Origin of the sequence: Maritimibacter alkaliphilus HTCC2654 (genome assembly GCF_000152805.1) — a bacterium.
Lineage (GTDB): Bacteria > Pseudomonadota > Alphaproteobacteria > Rhodobacterales > Rhodobacteraceae > Maritimibacter > Maritimibacter alkaliphilus.
The window spans coordinates 3,578,523-3,595,371 of record NZ_CH902578.1 but is presented as its reverse complement, the minus strand read 5'-3'; the positions used below and the strand labels follow the sequence as shown (position 1 = coordinate 3,595,371).

Here is a 16,849-nt window from a genome sequence, read left to right as displayed (position 1 = left end):
TCCGAGGCCAAATCGGTAGCCCCGGCATCGGGCAAGGTCAATCGGTCCGGTAGCCGCGGGCGAGTTTGGCTGGATCGGCCCCTGCGAGGAAACGCGCCTGACGGATCAGGTTTCGGCTGCCTTGGGCCAGCCAGCGGCCCCGGTATCGCGTCCAACTCGTTTCGACCCATGCATCCAGCGGGCGCGGGCGTGGCAGTGCGCGCACGAGCGCCATGTCCTCCATCAGCGGGACATCGGGATAGCCGCCCGCCGCCATGTAGTTGGCCCGGGACACGAGCAATCCCTGATCCCCGAACGAAAGACCGAACAGGGCGGACCGCAGGTTGGCCCAACCGGCGGTCAGGCGTGGGGCGAGGCCCCGTGCGGCGAAGTGCAGGCGGAAATACCCCGGCCCGCCGCGCAGCATCCCGCGCTCGGCCGCTTCGACCCAGCCCGGCCCCGGAACGCTGTCGGCGTGCAGCACCAGCATCCAATCGCCGCCCGCCTTGGCGCAACCGCGTGCGAGCTGCCCGCCGCGCCCCGCTTCGCCCGCGATCCAGATCGCCCCGACCTCTTCGGCGATCGCGCGTGTCGCATCCTGCGACCCGCCATCGGTCACGATCAACTCGCGCACGAGACCCGCCTCGACCCCCTCCATGAGCGCGATCAGAACGGCGGGCAGCGTGGCTTCCGCGTTCAAGGTCGGGATCACGATGGAAAGTCGCGCGCGCATCGGGGCCTTTCGCCTGACGGTGGAGCGCCTATATTAATCGCAACACCGACAGGGGAAAGCGATGACCGGGGAAACCCATGAAAACCGGACGATTTTCAGGATCACCGGCGCCGACCGCGTGAAATTTCTGGACAATCTCGTAACCAACAACGTCAAACCCGGCGGCATTGCCTATGCCGCGCTTCAGACGCCGCAGGGCAAGTATATCGCCGACTTCTTCATGGTCGACACGGGCGACGCGCTGCTCATCGACGTGGACAGCGACCTTGCCCAAACGCTGGGCCAGCGGCTGACGATGTACAAGCTGCGCGCCGACGTGCAGATCGAGCCGACCGAGCTTTTCGCGCTGCGCGGGCGCAAGGATATGCCCGAAGGCGCCTTTCCCGACCCGCGCCACGCGGCGCTTGGCTGGCGGCTTTATTCCGACACGCCGGGCGACGCCCCCACAACGGACTGGGAGGCGCTGCGGGTTGAGTTGAACGTGCCCGCCTCCGGCGCGGAGCTGACACCGGACACCTTCATTCTGGAAGCCGGTTTCGACCGGCTGAACGGCGTGGATTTCAAGAAAGGTTGTTTCGTCGGGCAGGAAGTCACCGCGCGCATGAAACACAAGACGGAACTGCGCAAAGGGTTTGTCACCGTGGCGGTCGACGGCGAGGCCGAACCGGGGACCGAGATCACGACCGACGACGGGAAACCGGCGGGTATGCTCCACACCCGCGCGGGCGACCGGGCCATCGCCTATCTGCGGTTCGACCGGGCCGAGAGGCCGATGACCGCCGGTGACGCGACCGTCACATGGACGCGCTAGACCACGCGATCCTCGACCTGACCGGCGACCGCATTGCGGCCCGCCGACCCCTTCATGGCGGCGATCTGTCGGCGGTCACCCTCGTCACGCTACAGGGCGGCGGACGCGTCGTCGCCAAGTCCGGCCCGCTGGTGGATCGCGAGGCGCGGATGCTCACCGCGATGGCCGAAACCGGCGCGCCCGTGCCCGATGTGGTCGGGGTCGCGGGAAACATTCTGTTGATCGAAGCACTTGACGAAGGCGCACCCCAGCCGACCGCCTGGGCGAAAGCGGGTGAGACGCTTGCCCAGATGCATGGCGCGACCGGCGCGAACTATGGCTGGAATGAGGACTACGCTTTCGGAAACGTCGAGATTTCGAACGCCGAAACGACGGACTGGCCCGATTTCTGGGCCTCGCGCCGCCTGCTTGCCCATGCGCCCTATCTGCCCGGCGGGGTCGCGCCACGATTGGCAAATCTGGCCGAACGTCTTCCGCACCTTCTGCCGGCCGCGCCGCGCCCCGCCCTGCTGCATGGCGACCTGTGGACCGGCAACCTGCTTTTCGGACCCGAGGGCGGCATCCATTTCATCGACCCGGCGTGCTATTATGGCGACTGCGAGGTCGACCTTGCCATGCTTCACCTATTCGGAAGCCCCGGTCGCGGCTTCGACGAGGCCTATGGACCGCTCGAACCGGGATGGGAAACGCGGCGCACGGTCTACACGCTCTGGCCGGCTCTCGTGCACCTCAGACTGTTCGGCGCCAGTTATCGCGGCATGGTCGACCGGCTGCTGAAAGAACTAGGCGTCTGAACGCAAAACGGCCCCGGAGGGTGCCGGGGCCGCTCAATTCCGTGCATTCCGTCGCGTCAGGCGCGCTCGGAATATTCCATGGTTTCAGTGTTCACGATGATCGCTTCACCCTGACCGACGAAGGGCGGCACGGTGATGCGCACGCCGTTGTCGAGCAGCGCGGGCTTGAAGCTGTTGGCGGCGGTCTGACCTTTGACGACCGGCTCGGTCTCTTCGATGGTGCAGGTCACTTTCTGCGGCAGGGTCGCGTTCAGCGCCTCGGTATCGTGGAACTCGACCACGATCGTCATGCCGTCCTGAAGGAAGGGGCGACGGTCGCCGAGGATCTCGGCCGGAAGCTCGACCTGATCGAAGGTCTCGGTGTCCATGAAGGTCAGCATCCCGTCGGATTCATACAGGAATTGCATGTCTTTCTGCTCGAGACGCACGCGCTCGACCTTGTCGGCGGAGCGGAACCGTTCATTAAGCTTTGACCCGTTACGAAGGTTGCGAAGCTCGACCTGAGCGAAGGCGCCGCCTTTGCCGGGCTTCACATGATCGACTTTCACGGCGGCCCAGAGACCGTCGTTGTGCTCCAGCACGTTACCGGGACGAATTTCGTTTCCGTTGATTTTGGGCATGTGGCGAAACCGTGGCAAAAGGTTGACGAAGATTTGGCGGCACCTATATCCGGGGGACTGGCTGCCTGCAAGCCGACTAGAATTAGTGTGTCCTCATGGCAAGGTATGCGCTATACGCATGGCAGCCATGCGCTGAGGTCCATATCGAATCGGATACAAAACCGCATATTGGCCAGCACGCCAGCAAGTGCAAGACAAGAACAACAAAAGGACTGGGAATGCTCGACAACGTCGACGGTACTGCCTTCAATCATGAACAAGGGAACCGGGCCCGCAAACTGTTTGCGGCGGTGGTTCTTGCCGCGCTCGATGACGCAATCGCGGATGACAAGAAATACGGCAATGGTCCTGAGCAGATCGCCCGCTGGGCCCGCTCGCGCGATGGGCGCGAAGTGTTGTCCTGCGCCGGCATCGACCCGAACGAACGCGTCGTCTCGGGACTGATGGAATTCGTGGGCAAAGGTGTGCGCACCTCGGTCGCCCTCTCGCGTGAAGAGAGTGAGCGTCGCCACGCTGCGGAAGCTGCCGAAGCCGCCTGATCCGAACGATCATCGGCTACGAGAAAAGCGCGTCCCTGGGGGGCGCGCTTTTCTGTTTGTCACACGGCGTTCGCGCGGGGCCGGTCCGCCAAGAGCCATCCGACAAGGACCACCGCGATCAGGCTGCCCGCGCATTGCGCCACCACGAAACCCGGCAGATCGACCGGGCGGATACCCGCGAAGGTATCGGTCAGACTGCGCGCAATCGCGACGGCGGGGTTGGCGAAGGACGTGGACGCCGTGAACCAGTAGCCCGCCGATATGTAAAGTCCGACCAGGGCGGGGACGGCATCGGGCCGGGCCCTGAGCCCGCCGAGGATCGCCATGAGAAGCCCGAAAGTCGCCACGACCTCGGCCAGCCATTGCGGCGGGCCTGCGCGCACCTGTGTCGCCACCTGTACGAGGTCCAGATCGAACATCGCATGGGCCAGAAGCGCTCCGACGATCCCGCCCGCGATCTGGACCGCGATATAGGCCCCGGCAAGTTTCGGGTCGATCCCGCCGCGCACCAGAAAGGCCAGCGTGACCGCCGGGTTGAAATGCGCGCCGGACACAGGGCCGAGGACGGTGATGAGCACGACGAGGATCGCGCCGGTCGCCAGCGTGTTCCCGATCAGCGCGACCGCGTCATCCGGGCTCAACGCGTCAGCCATAATCCCCGAGCCGACCACGGTCGCGACCAGAAGCGCGGTTCCTAACGCCTCGGCCACAAGCTTGCGTGGCACATCGGGCGTCACGTGGCGCGCTCCTCGGCGCCCATGCCTCCGATATCGTCGAGTTCGCGCTTGAGCGACAGGCTGTCCAGTGCGGCGAGCGGCAGGGCGGTGAAGGCCAGAATGCGGTTGCGCAGCATCCGGTATGCGTCGGAGAAGGCCAGGCGCTTTTCGGCTTCGTTGCCCTGCGCCCCGACCGGGTCCGGCACCCCCCAATGCGCGCTCATCGGCTGGCCGGGCCACACCGGGCAGGTGGCCCCCGCCGCCTTGTCGCAGACGGTGAACACGAAATCCATTTCGGGCGCCTCGGCCAGCCCGAATTCGTCCCAGCTTTTCGAGCGCAGGCCGGACACGTCGTGACCAAGCGTCTTGAGCAGGTCGATGGTGTAGGGATGCGGGCCGGATTTCGGCTCGGCCCCGGCGGAAAAGGCGCGGAACCTGTCCCCCGCCTCGGCGTTCAGGATCGTCTCGGCGATCAGCGAGCGCGCCGAATTGCCGTGGCACAAAAACAGCACGTTCTTCTTGTCGGTCATGGCATAGCCCTCCATTCGACCCAGCTCGCTCGGTCGGCCCGGCGCACATAGCTCCGGCTGCCCCCCGCAGCACTCATCCAGCAGGAACCCGGCGAGCCCCTGAACCGCCACGAGGTCGGCGGCATAGCGCACCCCCCGCCCCTCGCGGCGCGACACCAAAAGCCCCGCCTCGCGCAGTTGGGCGAGGTTGGTGGACATGGTGTTCTGCTTGGCCCCCATCGCCTCGGCGATTTCACCGGCAAGCAGGCCCTGTGGACCTGCCGCGACGATAAGGCGGAACGCGTCGAGGCGAAGCGGCTGCGACAGGGCGGCAAAGGCGGTTGTGGCGCGGGCTGTTTCCATATTTCTGGATTTCCCGATATTTTGATTCCTGTCAAGCGATTCTACATGCTTCCCCTTGCGCCGAGGACGCGCTAACCGGGGGTATGGCAAAGGCGATCATGATCCAGGGCGCGGGCTCGAACGTGGGCAAGTCGATGCTCGTCGCGGGTCTGGCACGCGCCGCTGTCCGGCGCGGCATATCGGTCGCGCCGTTCAAGCCGCAGAATATGTCGAACAACGCCGCCGTCACCGTCGACGGGGGGGAGATCGGGCGGGCGCAGGCCTTGCAGGCAAGTGCCGCGCGCCGCGATCCGGTGGTCGACATGAACCCCGTGCTCCTGAAGCCCGAGACCGACACCGGGGCGCAGGTGATCGTGCAGGGACAGCGTCTTGCCACCGTCAAGGCGCGCGATTACGGGCAGATGAAGGGCGACCTGATGCCCTGCGTGCTGGACAGCTTTCAGCGTCTGCGCGCCGATGTGGATCTTGTGCTGGTAGAGGGGGCGGGCAGCCCGGCGGAGGTGAACCTGCGGGCGGGCGACATCGCCAACATGGGCTTTGCCGAAGCCGCCGACGTGCCCGTCGTGCTGGCGGGCGACATCGACCGGGGCGGCGTGATCGCGCAACTGGTCGGCACCCATGCCGTCCTGCCCGCGTCCGACCGCGACCGGATCGTCGCGTTCCTCATCAACAAGTTCCGCGGTGACCCGACGCTGTTCGACGATGGGCTGGTCGAGATCACCCGGCACACGGCATGGCCGTCGCTGGGCGTCGTGCCGTGGTTCGCCGAGGCGTGGCGTCTGCCTGCCGAGGATATCATGGACCTCGCCTCCCCCCGCCCCAGTGGAAACTTCAAGGTCGTGGTGCCGCGCCTGAACCGCATCGCGAATTTCGACGATCTTGACCCGTTGGCGGCCGAACCGGGCGTCTCGGTCGAGATCATAGCGGCGGGAACACCCCTGCCCGGCGACGCCGACCTCGTCCTGATCCCCGGCTCGAAATCCACGATCACGGACCTTGCCCATTTCCGGGCGCAGGGGTGGGACATCGACCTTACCGCCCACATCCGGCGCGGTGGTCACGTTCTGGGCCTCTGCGGCGGGTATCAGATGCTTGGGCGGCGGATCGTGGACGCAGGCGGGCTCGAAGGTCCGCCGGGGGAGGTCGAGGGGCTGGGGCACCTTGACGTGGTCACGACACTGGAGCCCGAAAAGCGGCTTGCGCTCACCGAGGCGGTCGACCGCGAAAGCGGGATCGGTCTGACGGGCTACGAAATCCATCTGGGCAAGACCGAGGGGCCCGACACGTCGCGCGGCTGGCTGACCGTGTCTGGAAACGCCGAGGGCGCCGCCGATGCGACGGGCCGGGTTCGCGGGTCATACCTGCATGGAATGTTCGATTCAGACGCGTTCCGCCGGGTTTTTCTGGCGAGGCTCGGGGCGCCGACATCGGATACGTCCTACGGCGCAGCGGTGGACGCGACGTTGGATGCGCTGGCGGATCATCTCGAAACGCATCTCGACGTCAGCGCCCTGTTCGCGCTGGCGCGTTGATCTTTACCTCGAAAGACTGACGTCGTTCAGTCGAAATCCTTGAGCGCAATGGCGCGTGCGATTTCACGGCGGACCATGCGGCGAAGATTGCGCGTGATGCGCTCGCCCATCGTGCCTTGCAGTTCTTCGCGAACCAGCCGTCCGACGATCTCGCGCAGCATGTCCTCGTCGATCACCATGTCGTCGGCGGTGTTTTCGCCGATCTCATAGTCACCCATGACCTGCTCTGGCTCCGCCGCATAGGGCGCATCGTAATCGTCTTCGTCCTCGTCGATATCGGGCACCGCATAGGCCGTGGGCGTGTCGACGACATCCTCCCACTCCTGCACGTCGATCTCGGCGGCCTCGGCAACGCCCATCGGGTCGGGGTCCGGCAGATCGACCTCCGGCTCCTCGTCCACGGACTCTGCGTGGTCCGGTTCTTCGAAACGCGGTCCTGCGGCGGCCCCGGCGTGACGGAAGATCACGGTCGCAGGTGCGTCCTGCTCTTCCGAGCCGTCGGGTTCCCACTCCTGCGTCGTGCTGTCGGTCACCACGGATTCCAGTTCCGCGATCCGGTCTTCGAGCGACGAGACGAGTTCGTCTTCATCGTTCACCTCGACGAACCCGGCCTCGGGCACATCGTCCTCGACCGGCTGGCCTTCATCGGACGACAAAGCCACTTCCGGCTCGTCCCAGTCCTCATCCGTGTCCTGGTCCACCGGCTCGGGTGCGGCGGACACGGCACGCTGAACGAGCGATTCGACCGAAGCCATCGGTTTTTCCGCAGGCTGCGAAGTGTCGGCCTCGGCCGTTTCGTGCCCTTGCGCGTCGGTCATATTCGCCGGGTCCGCCTTGTCCTTCACGACGGATTCGGCCACCGTATCGACGCGAAAAGCCGGTGTAAGCACGAGTTTTCCGACCGGCTCACGACGACGTTCCTCACGACGCGGCGCACCGCTTTCCGACACGAGCCGGCGCACTGCGGACAGCACGTCTTCGATTTCAGCGTTGGTTACCGGTTCCGACATGGATTCGTTCTGCCTCGATCAGCCTCGGCCCCAAGAATACCCACCCGACGCCCTTCGGGCAATCCGCTGGACGGCATTAACCCATGCTTCAGTTAGGAAACCCTTAAAAACTCAGCGTTTTCCCAGAGCTTCCAGAATGTGCTCGAGTTTTTCGCCCTGCGGGCTGACCACGCGCAATGGCGCGTCCTGCACCGCGTTGTAATAGGCCGACGGGTCATAGGTGGCGATCCCCAGCCGCAGATGCTCGGCAGTCAGAAGGCCCATAGCAGCAAGCAGGTTGTAGATCGCGGCATATTGGTCGGAGCGGGCCTGAATCTGGCTCGCAAGCGCGTCGAGCAATTCCTGCTCGGCGTTCAGAACGTCGAGCGTCGTGCGCGCGCCCAGCGTCGCCTCTTCCCGCGCGCCCCGCAGGGCCACCCGGCTCGCCCGGATCTGACGGTCGGTGGCCTGAAGGCTCGCGCTCGCGATCGAAAGTTGCGCCCAGGCGTTGCCGACCGTCTGTTCGATGCCCTGCACCGTCACGAGCAATGCGGCCCGCGATGCTTCGGCCTGTGCCAGCGCCTGACGATAGAGGGCGGACAGGCGCCCCCCGGAATAGATCGGGCCGGACAGCGTGAGGCCGCCGGACACACCCGCCGAATTGCGGTTCGACGTCGTCGTTCCGACAGGTGCGGGGGCATAGGTCGTCGTCGTGCTGACGCCGGTCTGCGCCGTCACGTTCGCGGTAAGCGTCGGCATCGTGCTGAGTTTGGACAGTTCCACCGACATATCCGAAATGCTCACCGCCCGCTGCGAGGCGAGGATATCCGGATGACGACCGCGTGCCTGCGCCTTGGCGGCCTCGACCGTCGACGGGATGCTGGGCGGTGCCGGCGGGGGTGACAGGCGACCGGGGTAATGCCCCGTCGCGGCCTTGTACGCCTCACGCGCGACCATCAGGTTGCCTTGTGCCGAGGCCTCCGCCGCCCGCGCGGCCGCGAGGCGGGCTTCGGCCAGCGAAACGTCGGTCTGGGTGATCTCGCCGACTTCGAACCGGTCCCGCGCCGCGCGCAACTCCTGCGTGATGAGACGCACCGAGTTGGCCTGAAGCGCCACGGATTCGTTGGCGGACAGCACGTTGAGATACGCAGTCACGGCGTTCAGCAGCACGTTCTGCTCGACACCGACCAGCGCCTCGCGCGCCATCATGACGTTTTCGCGCGCGATCTCGATCCGCTTGTCGGTCGCGCCGAAATCGAACAGCAGAAGCTGCGCCGACAGGGCCAGCGTGCCGCTCCACGTCTCGGACGGGAGGCCCGTGGGCGACGTGCGGCGCAGATCGGGATCGCTATACCCGAGGTTGGTCTGGGCGGAATAGGAGATGACCGGGCGCAACGCGGACACCGCGACCGCGACATTTTCGTCCTCGGCGCGCAGAAGCGCACGCTGCTGTGTCAACAGGCCCGAGGTCTTGTAGGCCGAAACCATCGCGTCCGACAGCGTTTCGGCCCCGGCGGCCAGCGGCGACAAGGCAACCGTCATGGCCGCGAGCGACCCCGCCACCCGTTGCTTCAGCGTCAGCTTCTGTGTCATCCGGTGCCCGTCCCTGTTCTGGTCATCGCGTCAGAGCGCGAAATCCTTGGTTTTGGTGAACCCCGGCAGGACCGGCGCGGAGGCGTTGAAGGCGAACCGCCAGTTCACGGCTCCGTCAATCTTGTACCCCACCTTCACGATTCCAAGGTTGCCCTCGGTAAAAAGTGCGGCGATGCGACCATTTTCACGCAGTTGATCGGTTAACGTCGCGGGAAGCGTTTCCACCGCACCTTCGATCAGAATGACGTCGTAGGGACCGTGTTTGGCCGCGCCATCGACCAGAGGCGCCTTAATGACGGCGACATTGTCGACACCGTCCGAGGCCAGACGGCCTTCGGCCTCGCCCGCCAGCCCGTCGTCCTCTTCGACCGCCACGACGAAATCGGCAAGCCGCGCCAGAACCGCGGCACCGTAGCCCAGCCCGGCCCCGACCGTCAGGACGAGCTCGGTGGGCTGGATCGACAGGGCATCGAGGATTTTCGCGAAACTGCGCGGCTCGAGCATCACACGCCCGGGCGCCAGTTCGATCTGGGTTTCGGTATAGGCCGCCTCGCGCTGGTCGTCCGGCACGAAGTCCTCGCGGGGGACGGTCAGCATGGCGTCGATGATCGGATATTTGGTGACGTCGGAGGGGCGGACTTGCGTATCCACCATCATCGTCCGGCGGGTCTGAAAATCGCTCATGGGATCCCGTCCTGTGTGGCGCTTTGGCTTGGCCAAGGTCTTGCCACAGAACCCCGGGGGCCGCAACGGTGCGCGACCCTTCGGCAGGCCGCGCGCTCCCCTCCCGTTACCCCCTTGCACCACGCCGCCCCTTGGGCTATCTCCCCCGCACCCTTCGGCGAGTTGGCGGAGTGGTGACGCAGCGGATTGCAAATCCGTGTACACCGGTTCGATTCCGGTACTCGCCTCCAATACCTCCCCACGAACTGCCCGGTCCCCCGCCCCTGACCGCCTCGAGAGGCCACTCTTCATAATCCCCCCAAGCGAAGCGCGACGCATGATCGTCTGCGCCCTGCCCCCAGATGCGGCGCGCGCGACGCCCCCCTACCCGCCGATGATCGCGAACGGCGCCCAATACGCGGGGTGGCGTTCGAAATCCGTTTGCGCGCCGTCCAACATGTCGAGCACCGTTTCGCGCAGGGCTTCGGCGTTGGAAAGGTCGGGCTTGGCTGCGATCCGGGTGGCGATGCCGGATCCGACGCGGGCGGAGGCGTCGCTGAAGACGGACCAGTGGGTCACCATCAGCGCGCGGGCGCCGGCGTGGAAGAAACTGCCGGCGAGGCCCGACAGGCCCTCCTGCCCCGGGTTCTCGCCCGCGGCCGTGTTGCAGGCCGACAGGATCACGAGGCGCGCGTTCAGGTCGAGTGTGGCAATTTCCGCGGACGTGAGGAGGCCGTCGTCCGTCACGCCCGGTGCGTCGGGCGGAGTCAGAAGGAGGCCGGGCGCAATCGTTCCGGCCTCACCGGAGATCAGGCCGTGGGTCGCGAAGGCGACCACACCGTAGCGGGCGAGCGCGCCTTCACGATCTAGGCCCTTCAGCGTCGTCTCGGTGGCGGCGGCTCCGAGGATCAGGTCGCCCTTGCCGAAAGCATCCTGCATCGCCTCAAGCTCGCAGCGCGTGTCCGGCAGGCGGGCATACGCGCGCAGGGCTTGCGGGTCCGCAAGGCGCAGATCGCCTGTGTCGAACCCCAGAACCGTCCCATTCGACGACTGTCCGCCGCGCAGCAGCCCCAGACCGACTTCGACGCAATCAATGGTCGCGTCCGCGCCGACGATGGGGTCACCGATTCCCAGAAAGCCCTCGGTCTGATCCTCATGCGGCGCCCGAAGCGTCGAAAGGGCGGGAATCGACGGCAGGACCGAGATCGCGTGCTCGCGAACAAGCCATGGCGCGGAGGCGAGGTCATGCGGCCCCGGCGCGCGGACCAGCGCGGAGAAGGGCAGGTTCAGCAGGTCGCCGGGCGGCGCGATGATAAGGTGATCGGCCCCGTTCAGAACGTCTTGGACACCGCCGAAGAGATCGGCGTAAAGGCCGTAGGCGACGTTCCAATCGAAGACGGGGGTCGCCGGCTCTGCATTTTCGTCCAGTGACAGCATGGCGCCGCGCACCGTGGCGCTGCCGGTCGTTACCCCACATGCGCCGTCGCTGACCGCCATTTCGCACCGAAACGCGGCGATTCGCGCGACAAGGTTGCCGCGCCCCGCTTCGGCGATGGGGGCGATCCGCACCTCGTCCCGCGCGATCGCGATCACCTTGTTCGAGCTTGGGCCAAGCCCCGGCACCGCGTCGGGTTTCAGGCCCGGAAGCAGGAAGGTGACGAGGACTTCGCCGGGTGTCAGCAAAGCCTGAATGTCAGCGACCGTCAGCGGCGTGATCGGGGCCTGCCCGGTGAGGGCCAGCCCGGCATCGGCCAGCGCGGCCTCGGTCCGCGATAGCGCGTCCGACAGCGCGGCCTGTCGTTCGAGATGCGGGGCCGGGTCTTCACCGCGCGCATAGGCGGTCGTCAGGGCCGAGCGGGAGCGGGTCAGAGCCTCGACCACATCCTGCCGCGCCCGGATCGCAACGGCCTGCGCCGGGTCGTCGATCATCAAGCGCGCGTTCATCTGGTCCACGGCTTCGGCGGCGCGGTTGACCTGCGTCCATTGAACGGCCGCCAATGCGGCGTCGATGTCTTCAGGGGGCGGGTCATCTCGATCGAGCAGAAGCCAGGCGTAGATGTCGAAGGTCCAGCGGTTCGCCCCGAGTTCGTCGCGGTTCTCCGGCGCGCGGTAGGCGGCGACGGTGCGGGCCGCGAAGGTCCGGGCCGCGTCGCGATCCCCCCGCATGATGGCATCGACCGCCTGCCGGAAGGCGATTTCGGCAGCCAGCGGTGCGGTCGGTGGCAGCGCCTGAGCGGCGATGACCTGAGCCTCGGCCAGAAGGTCGAGCGCGATGTCGGAACGCCCCAGAACCATCAGTTGATCGGCGGCGTTGTGGAGTTTCTGCGCCCGATCTGCATGGACATCGGGGTAGCCGCGTCGCACCAACTCGACCCAGCGCAGGGTCGCCGCGACGCCATCCCGCCCGGTCGCAGCGGCGAGATATGCGTCGATCTCGGCGATCTCGACCTGTTGCCGCAGGTCTTGCGCTTCGCCAAGACCCGCCGCGCGGGCCTCACCCAGCAGCGCGTCCGCCTCCCCCCGCAGCGCCGTCGCCGCCTCGATATCTCCGGTTTCGAGCGCCAGTTTGGCCCGGTTGGTGGCAAGCACCGAACGGTCGAAGGGCGCGAACGGCGCCATCCCGGCGGCAAGGTCCGCGTTGTAGGACACCTCGGCCTGTTCATAGAGCGCGCGCGATTGGTCATAGGCCCCGATCTGCCATGCGTTGTTGGCGAGGTCTTCCAGCAACAAGGTCCGCTCCCCCATCGCCGCGCGTCCGCCTTCGGGATAAGCCAAAGCCTCCTGCAAGGTCGCCGCCGCACGGGCGTAAAGGCCAAGGCGGCTTTCGGCATCCGCCCGTTCCCGAAGCGCGACACCGATGCGGGGATCGTTCGCGGGATAGACGATGCGCGCCAGCGCGACCGCGAGTTCGGCATAACCAAGCTGAACCGCGCTGCGTTCCGCATGTTCACCGCGTCGCGTGCGCTCAAGAATATTCGCCGCGATCTCGGTCAGGCTTTCGCGCTCGTTCCTGGTCATCGTGCCTACGCCTGCCCAGAGCGTCAGGGCATCCGCCGCTTCGCCGAAATTCTCGGCCTCGTAGTGCATGTAGAACTTGGTCCAGAGGGCGCTGTCGGCGAAATCCTCGGCCAGTTGGGGTTGTGCGGTTTCGACGAGCAGGATGCGCGTGTCGATCAGCGCGGCGACCGCCGCGATGTCGCCCTCGGATTCCAGCGCCAACTGCCGGTCGTAGAACACGTCGATGCCATGCGCGCTGGTCCAGACCCCGGTCACCGCCACCATTTCGCGGTAGTAGCCGAGCATCTCGACATACCGTTCTAGGTCGAAAGCAAGATCGCCGGCGGCGCTGGCCGCGAAACCATGCGCGGGCGTGTCACGCGTGACCTGCATCATCCGGCGCAGCATTTCGGTCGCGGGTCCGGCGCCTTCGCTGCGGGCCAGCACTTGTGCGCGTTGAAGGAATGCGGTGCCCAGCACCCCCGGGTCGTCGATCTCACGCCCCTCGCCGAAAGCCACGGCCCGCGCGCTCAGGTCTGCGGCCCTTGGGGCGTCGCCCTGCCCCATGACCAGAAAGGTCAGGTTGTTGAGCGCGAGAAGATAGGCCGTGGGATTGGCCTCGGCCACATCCGGTGGCGCCGCCACGGCGTCCTCGGTCACGGACAGGGCCGTTTCGACATCGCCCGCGCCATAGGCCGCGATGGCCTGCGCGTTCAGGGCGTCGAGGTCCTGAGCCGCCGCGGGAAGCGCGAGAAGAAGCGCGAGCGCGACGGCCAGTGCCGACCTAGCCTTCGACATGCCCCGCGATCCAATCGAAGTAGTTCGACAGGCGGGTGTAGACGGCATAGAGGTTCGGATGGGCGCACCGATGTTCGGCATCCAGCGCCTCGCGCCCCCAGCTGACGATGCCGACCTGCACCCATGTTCCATCGGTCGCCTGCATCATCAGCGGGCCGCCACTGTCGCCGCTGCATGAACTGCGTGCGCCGGACGGGATGCCCGCGCAGATCATGTTCTGCGACAAGGCCGGTCCGATGTTGCTGGCGAGGATCTGGAACGCCTGTTCCAGCGCATCCATCGGGATGTTGTTGATGTCGCCGAGGTCGAGCAGCACCCCGCCCACCTGCTTGCGGGCCTCTTCGGCCATGCCGGTATCGCAGGTGGCGTTCGGAACCACGTTGATGTCGGTCTCCATCAGGACCGGGGGGAAGGTGCCGTCGTCGAGCATCCCCCAACCCACGACCATCGCGGGCGCGTTCGGGATCACGGCCCCCTGTGGGATGAGCGGAATCGTATCCGTTCCGGCCCCGCCATAGATCGGCTGTGCGAGCCGGATGAGCGCGATGTCGTTGTCCAGCGTCCAGGGATCGTAGTCCTCGTGCACGACGAATTCGGCGGCGAGGTTCACGTTGCCGTCGTAGATCGAGTTCGAGGCCGAGCGGACCACGAGCGCATCCGCCGGTTTCACCTGACCGTCCTCGTCCACGAGGCAATGCGCCGCCGTCAGGATCCAGTCCTGCGTGATGATCGTGCCGCCGCAGAGTTCGGACAGGAAGAAGTCGCCGCCGGTTTCGTCGAGCGTGGCGGTGTCGTGCAGCGACACGGCGGCGGGCCATTCGCCCTCGTCCGCCGGGCGCCCGCCGACGATCCGCGTATCGCCGGGTTCGCCCGCCTCGGCCCGCCGGGCGAGGATGTAGTCGCGCATACTGTCGACGCTCCGGGCGCGCTCGCCCCCGTCTAGGCCCTGCGACAGGGCCGGGGCACCAAGCGTCGCAGCGCCGAGTGCAAGGATCAGAAGTCGTTTCAAGGGTCCGTCCTCCTAAAGGGTCAATTCGATTCCAGTTCCAGAAAAGCCACCGGTTTGGGCACGACCGTCCAGCGCCAGCTTTCGACCCAGACGTCCGCCACGCCTGCCGCCGACATGGCGCCACGGGTGACGCGGCCCGACGACAGGCCCGACAGAAAGTCGTTCACCGCCGTCACCTGCGGACCGCCGCGGGTCGCGGCATCGGCAGTCCCGCAGTTTTCGATCAGGCCTTCGAGGTTCAGGGGTTCCGCATTCGCCATCGCTTCGGACACAATGACGAACATGCGCTCCTCCCCGGCGCCGTAGCCGCCCGGGCAGTCCGAGCACAGGAACATCCCCTCGCCCACCCTTTGCGCCGCCGTCGCATCCTCGATCCGGGCATAGCGGGCGTTGATGCAATAGTGTGAATCGATGTGGATGCGGTTCACGTCCCGCGCCCCGCCGACGACGCCACGCGCCGAGACCGTCAGCCCGTCGCATTGCTTGAGTTCGGCGTGAGGCGCGAGCGGCACGGGCGTGGCATTGGCGCGCCCGATGGCGGCCCGGCATTCGGTCTGGGGTGAAACACCGGCATCCGCCGGTTGCAGATCGGCGGCGTTGACCGCGAGCACCTCGGTCCTCACCTCGACCGGGCTCGGGTTCAGGATCGAGGCCGCCCCGGCAAGCGATCCGAACAGCCTTGCGGCGGTTTCGGCCTTGGCGATGCGCGTGACGATCGGGCCGAGCGGCCCGTCGTCCGGTGCCCAGCGCAGGCCGATCGGAAAGCCACCGACGGTGGCGCGCGGACCGAACCACAGCGCCGTGCCGTCCCACACCGTCTCGACCTCGTAGGCTTCGCTGGACAGGCTGAGGGCAAAGGCCGGATCGCCCATCGCAGCACTCAGGGCCACGACCGCAGGGTGGTCGGGTGCAAGCGGCTCGCCCGAAGCCAGATCGACCGGCGGCGCGAAGCCGACACGAAGGTCCACCGGACGCGCCAGAATCTCGGCAAAGCGGGCGGTTTCCGGCAATTCCCCGGCAAGGTCGCACAACTCCGCCTCCATCGGCACGCAGTCCGGTGCAACGGGTCGTAGGAGCGCATCCGTCGCCCCCACGGCTTCAAGCTGGGCGAGGCCCGTGAAATCGCCGGACGAGGCATTGGCCGCGTCGACCAATCCGACGAGCGTGCCATCCGTCATCCCGTGCACCAGCCCGGCCCCGATCAACTCGCCATCGACGGGGAAGCGCCGCACCCCGATCGTGGTCGCATCGCCGAACAGGGTGGCATCGATCAGATCGCCTTCCCAAAGCGGGGTTTGCAGGCGGGCCGCGCCCGGCACGCTCTGGTCGTTCATGTCGGAAAGAACCGCCTGAAACAGCTGGCGGAACGTGTAGGTCGCCTCGCCCACCAGATGCGCGGCAAGGCGTGAGGTAAAGACGCCGAACCAGTCCTCCCCCCGGTCTTCGCCCCCCATGTCGACTTCGCGCGCAGGCTCGGAGCTTTGCGCGGCATAGAACGCGATGATCCCACCGGGCAGGTCGGCGCTGCCCGCATCGTCGCGATCTTCGCGCCGGGCGCCGCGTTCGGTCGAGGCGCCGAGCGAAGCGGGATCGACAAATCGGGTCGCGACGTTCGAGCCGACACCCCGCAGGCCTGTGCCCGAATTGCAGCTATCCATGACAAGCCAGACATTCGCGCCGGTGGCCCGGATCGCATCGACGGCGGCCCCGATCTCGTCATCCAGAATGGCGTTCTCGATCAGGCCCGTGCCCTCGGCAGCCCGCCCAGCATCGGCAGGCAGAAACACCTCGTCCAACCCGTCGGTTTCGTCGCCGTCGCGGTCGGTCTGCCGCGTGCCGTGGCCGCTGAGATGGATGAAAACGAAATCGCCCGCGCCGACCGTCGCGGCCTTTTCGGCCAATGCCGACAGGATCGCGGTCCGGGTCGGTCGCGTCCCGCGCTCCAGATGATCGGCGAGGAGCGTGATGTCGGTGACACCGCGCCCGGTCAGCGCATCCGCCAGAAGCCGCACGTCGTTCGGCGGACCCTTCAGATCTCTGATCCCGGATTCGATGGTGTAATCGGCAACCCCCACCAGAATGGCGGAAACCTCGGCACGGCTTGACCTCGGCCACAGGGCCGCGATCAGGATCGCAATGACGAGCGCGACGGTTTTCACGGGTTTTCCCCCACCGAAAGAAACTTTGGCGCAATTGTGATTCGA

Annotated in this window: 14 protein-coding genes and 1 tRNA gene; 5 read left to right on the top strand and 10 right to left on the bottom strand. The window is 66.6% G+C overall.

Annotated elements, in window-relative coordinates:
* Positions 1-37 precede the first annotated feature (37 nt).
* Entirely contained in the window at positions 38-712 is a 675-nt protein-coding gene (locus tag RB2654_RS18665; RefSeq protein WP_008334737.1) for a glycosyltransferase, read from the bottom strand.
* 61 nt (positions 713-773) lie between these two features.
* Between RB2654_RS18665 and ygfZ the strand changes: the two genes are divergently transcribed.
* Both ygfZ and RB2654_RS18655 read left to right on the top strand, forming a co-directional pair.
* Positions 774-1,523, top strand: coding sequence for a CAF17-like 4Fe-4S cluster assembly/insertion protein YgfZ (gene ygfZ / locus RB2654_RS18660; RefSeq protein ID WP_008334730.1), 750 nt, complete (start codon positions 774-776; stop codon positions 1,521-1,523).
* Positions 1,511-2,317 carry a fructosamine kinase family protein gene (locus tag RB2654_RS18655; RefSeq protein WP_008334729.1) on the top strand — a complete coding sequence of 269 codons (807 nt, stop codon included), beginning with the start codon at positions 1,511-1,513 and terminating at the stop codon, positions 2,315-2,317. The genes ygfZ and RB2654_RS18655 overlap by 13 nt, the downstream gene beginning before the upstream one ends.
* Before the next feature lie 56 nt (positions 2,318-2,373).
* On the opposite strand, the gene efp is transcribed toward RB2654_RS18655, so the two are convergent.
* Positions 2,374-2,937: an elongation factor P gene (efp, locus tag RB2654_RS18650; RefSeq protein ID WP_008334727.1), complete on the bottom strand. Its 564-nt coding sequence runs from the start codon at positions 2,935-2,937 to the stop codon at positions 2,374-2,376.
* Positions 2,938-3,155: 218 nt separating this feature from the next.
* On the opposite strand from efp, the gene RB2654_RS18645 reads away from it, so the two are divergent.
* Entirely contained in the window at positions 3,156-3,476 is a 321-nt protein-coding gene (locus tag RB2654_RS18645) for a DUF6280 family protein (RefSeq protein ID WP_008334725.1), read from the top strand.
* A 59-nt stretch (positions 3,477-3,535) separates the two neighbouring features.
* Here the strand turns inward: RB2654_RS18645 and RB2654_RS18640 are convergent, their stop codons facing one another.
* Together RB2654_RS18640 and RB2654_RS18635 are read right to left on the bottom strand one after the other, a co-directional pair.
* Positions 3,536-4,213 (bottom strand): aquaporin, encoded by a 678-nt coding sequence (locus tag RB2654_RS18640; protein ID WP_008334723.1) that lies wholly within the window; start codon positions 4,211-4,213, stop codon positions 3,536-3,538.
* Complete coding sequence (locus tag RB2654_RS18635) at positions 4,210-5,064, bottom strand: arsenate reductase/protein-tyrosine-phosphatase family protein (RefSeq protein WP_008334722.1); 855 nt, start codon at positions 5,062-5,064, stop codon at positions 4,210-4,212. The genes RB2654_RS18640 and RB2654_RS18635 overlap by 4 nt, the downstream gene beginning before the upstream one ends.
* Before the next feature lie 83 nt (positions 5,065-5,147).
* Here RB2654_RS18635 and RB2654_RS18630 point away from each other — a divergent pair, with 83 nt between their 5' ends.
* Positions 5,148-6,596 carry a cobyric acid synthase gene (locus RB2654_RS18630; protein WP_008334721.1) on the top strand — a complete coding sequence of 483 codons (1,449 nt, stop codon included), beginning with the start codon at positions 5,148-5,150 and terminating at the stop codon, positions 6,594-6,596.
* A 26-nt stretch (positions 6,597-6,622) separates the two neighbouring features.
* On the opposite strand, the gene RB2654_RS18625 is transcribed toward RB2654_RS18630, so the two are convergent.
* The 3 genes from RB2654_RS18625 to RB2654_RS18615 all read right to left on the bottom strand — a co-directional run bounded on the left by RB2654_RS18625 (position 6,623) and on the right by RB2654_RS18615 (position 9,862).
* A complete protein-coding gene (locus tag RB2654_RS18625) occupies positions 6,623-7,606 on the bottom strand; it encodes a hypothetical protein (protein ID WP_008334720.1) in 984 nt (327 codons plus the stop codon).
* Positions 7,607-7,717: 111 nt separating this feature from the next.
* Complete coding sequence (locus RB2654_RS18620) at positions 7,718-9,178, bottom strand: TolC family outer membrane protein (protein WP_008334719.1); 1,461 nt, start codon at positions 9,176-9,178, stop codon at positions 7,718-7,720.
* Positions 9,179-9,208: 30 nt separating this feature from the next.
* On the bottom strand, positions 9,209-9,862 hold the full coding sequence (locus tag RB2654_RS18615) for a protein-L-isoaspartate O-methyltransferase family protein (protein WP_008334718.1): 654 nt from the start codon (positions 9,860-9,862) through the stop codon (positions 9,209-9,211).
* Between the two features lie 156 nt (positions 9,863-10,018).
* On the opposite strand from RB2654_RS18615, the gene RB2654_RS18610 reads away from it, so the two are divergent.
* Positions 10,019-10,092, top strand: a tRNA-Cys gene (locus RB2654_RS18610).
* Positions 10,093-10,225: 133 nt separating this feature from the next.
* Here RB2654_RS18610 and RB2654_RS18605 read toward each other — a convergent pair.
* Genes RB2654_RS18605 through RB2654_RS18595 form a run of 3 tightly spaced genes read right to left on the bottom strand, consistent with a single transcriptional unit; the run spans position 10,226 to position 16,804 of the window.
* A complete protein-coding gene (locus tag RB2654_RS18605; protein WP_008334717.1) occupies positions 10,226-13,636 on the bottom strand; it encodes a CHAT domain-containing tetratricopeptide repeat protein in 3,411 nt (1,136 codons plus the stop codon).
* Positions 13,623-14,645 (bottom strand): S1 family serine peptidase, encoded by a 1,023-nt coding sequence (locus RB2654_RS18600; protein ID WP_008334714.1) that lies wholly within the window; start codon positions 14,643-14,645, stop codon positions 13,623-13,625. Before RB2654_RS18600 ends, RB2654_RS18605 begins: the two co-directional genes overlap by 14 nt.
* Positions 14,646-14,665: 20 nt before the next feature.
* Positions 14,666-16,804, bottom strand: coding sequence for a caspase family protein (locus RB2654_RS18595; protein WP_008334712.1), 2,139 nt, complete (start codon positions 16,802-16,804; stop codon positions 14,666-14,668).
* Positions 16,805-16,849 lie beyond the last annotated feature (45 nt).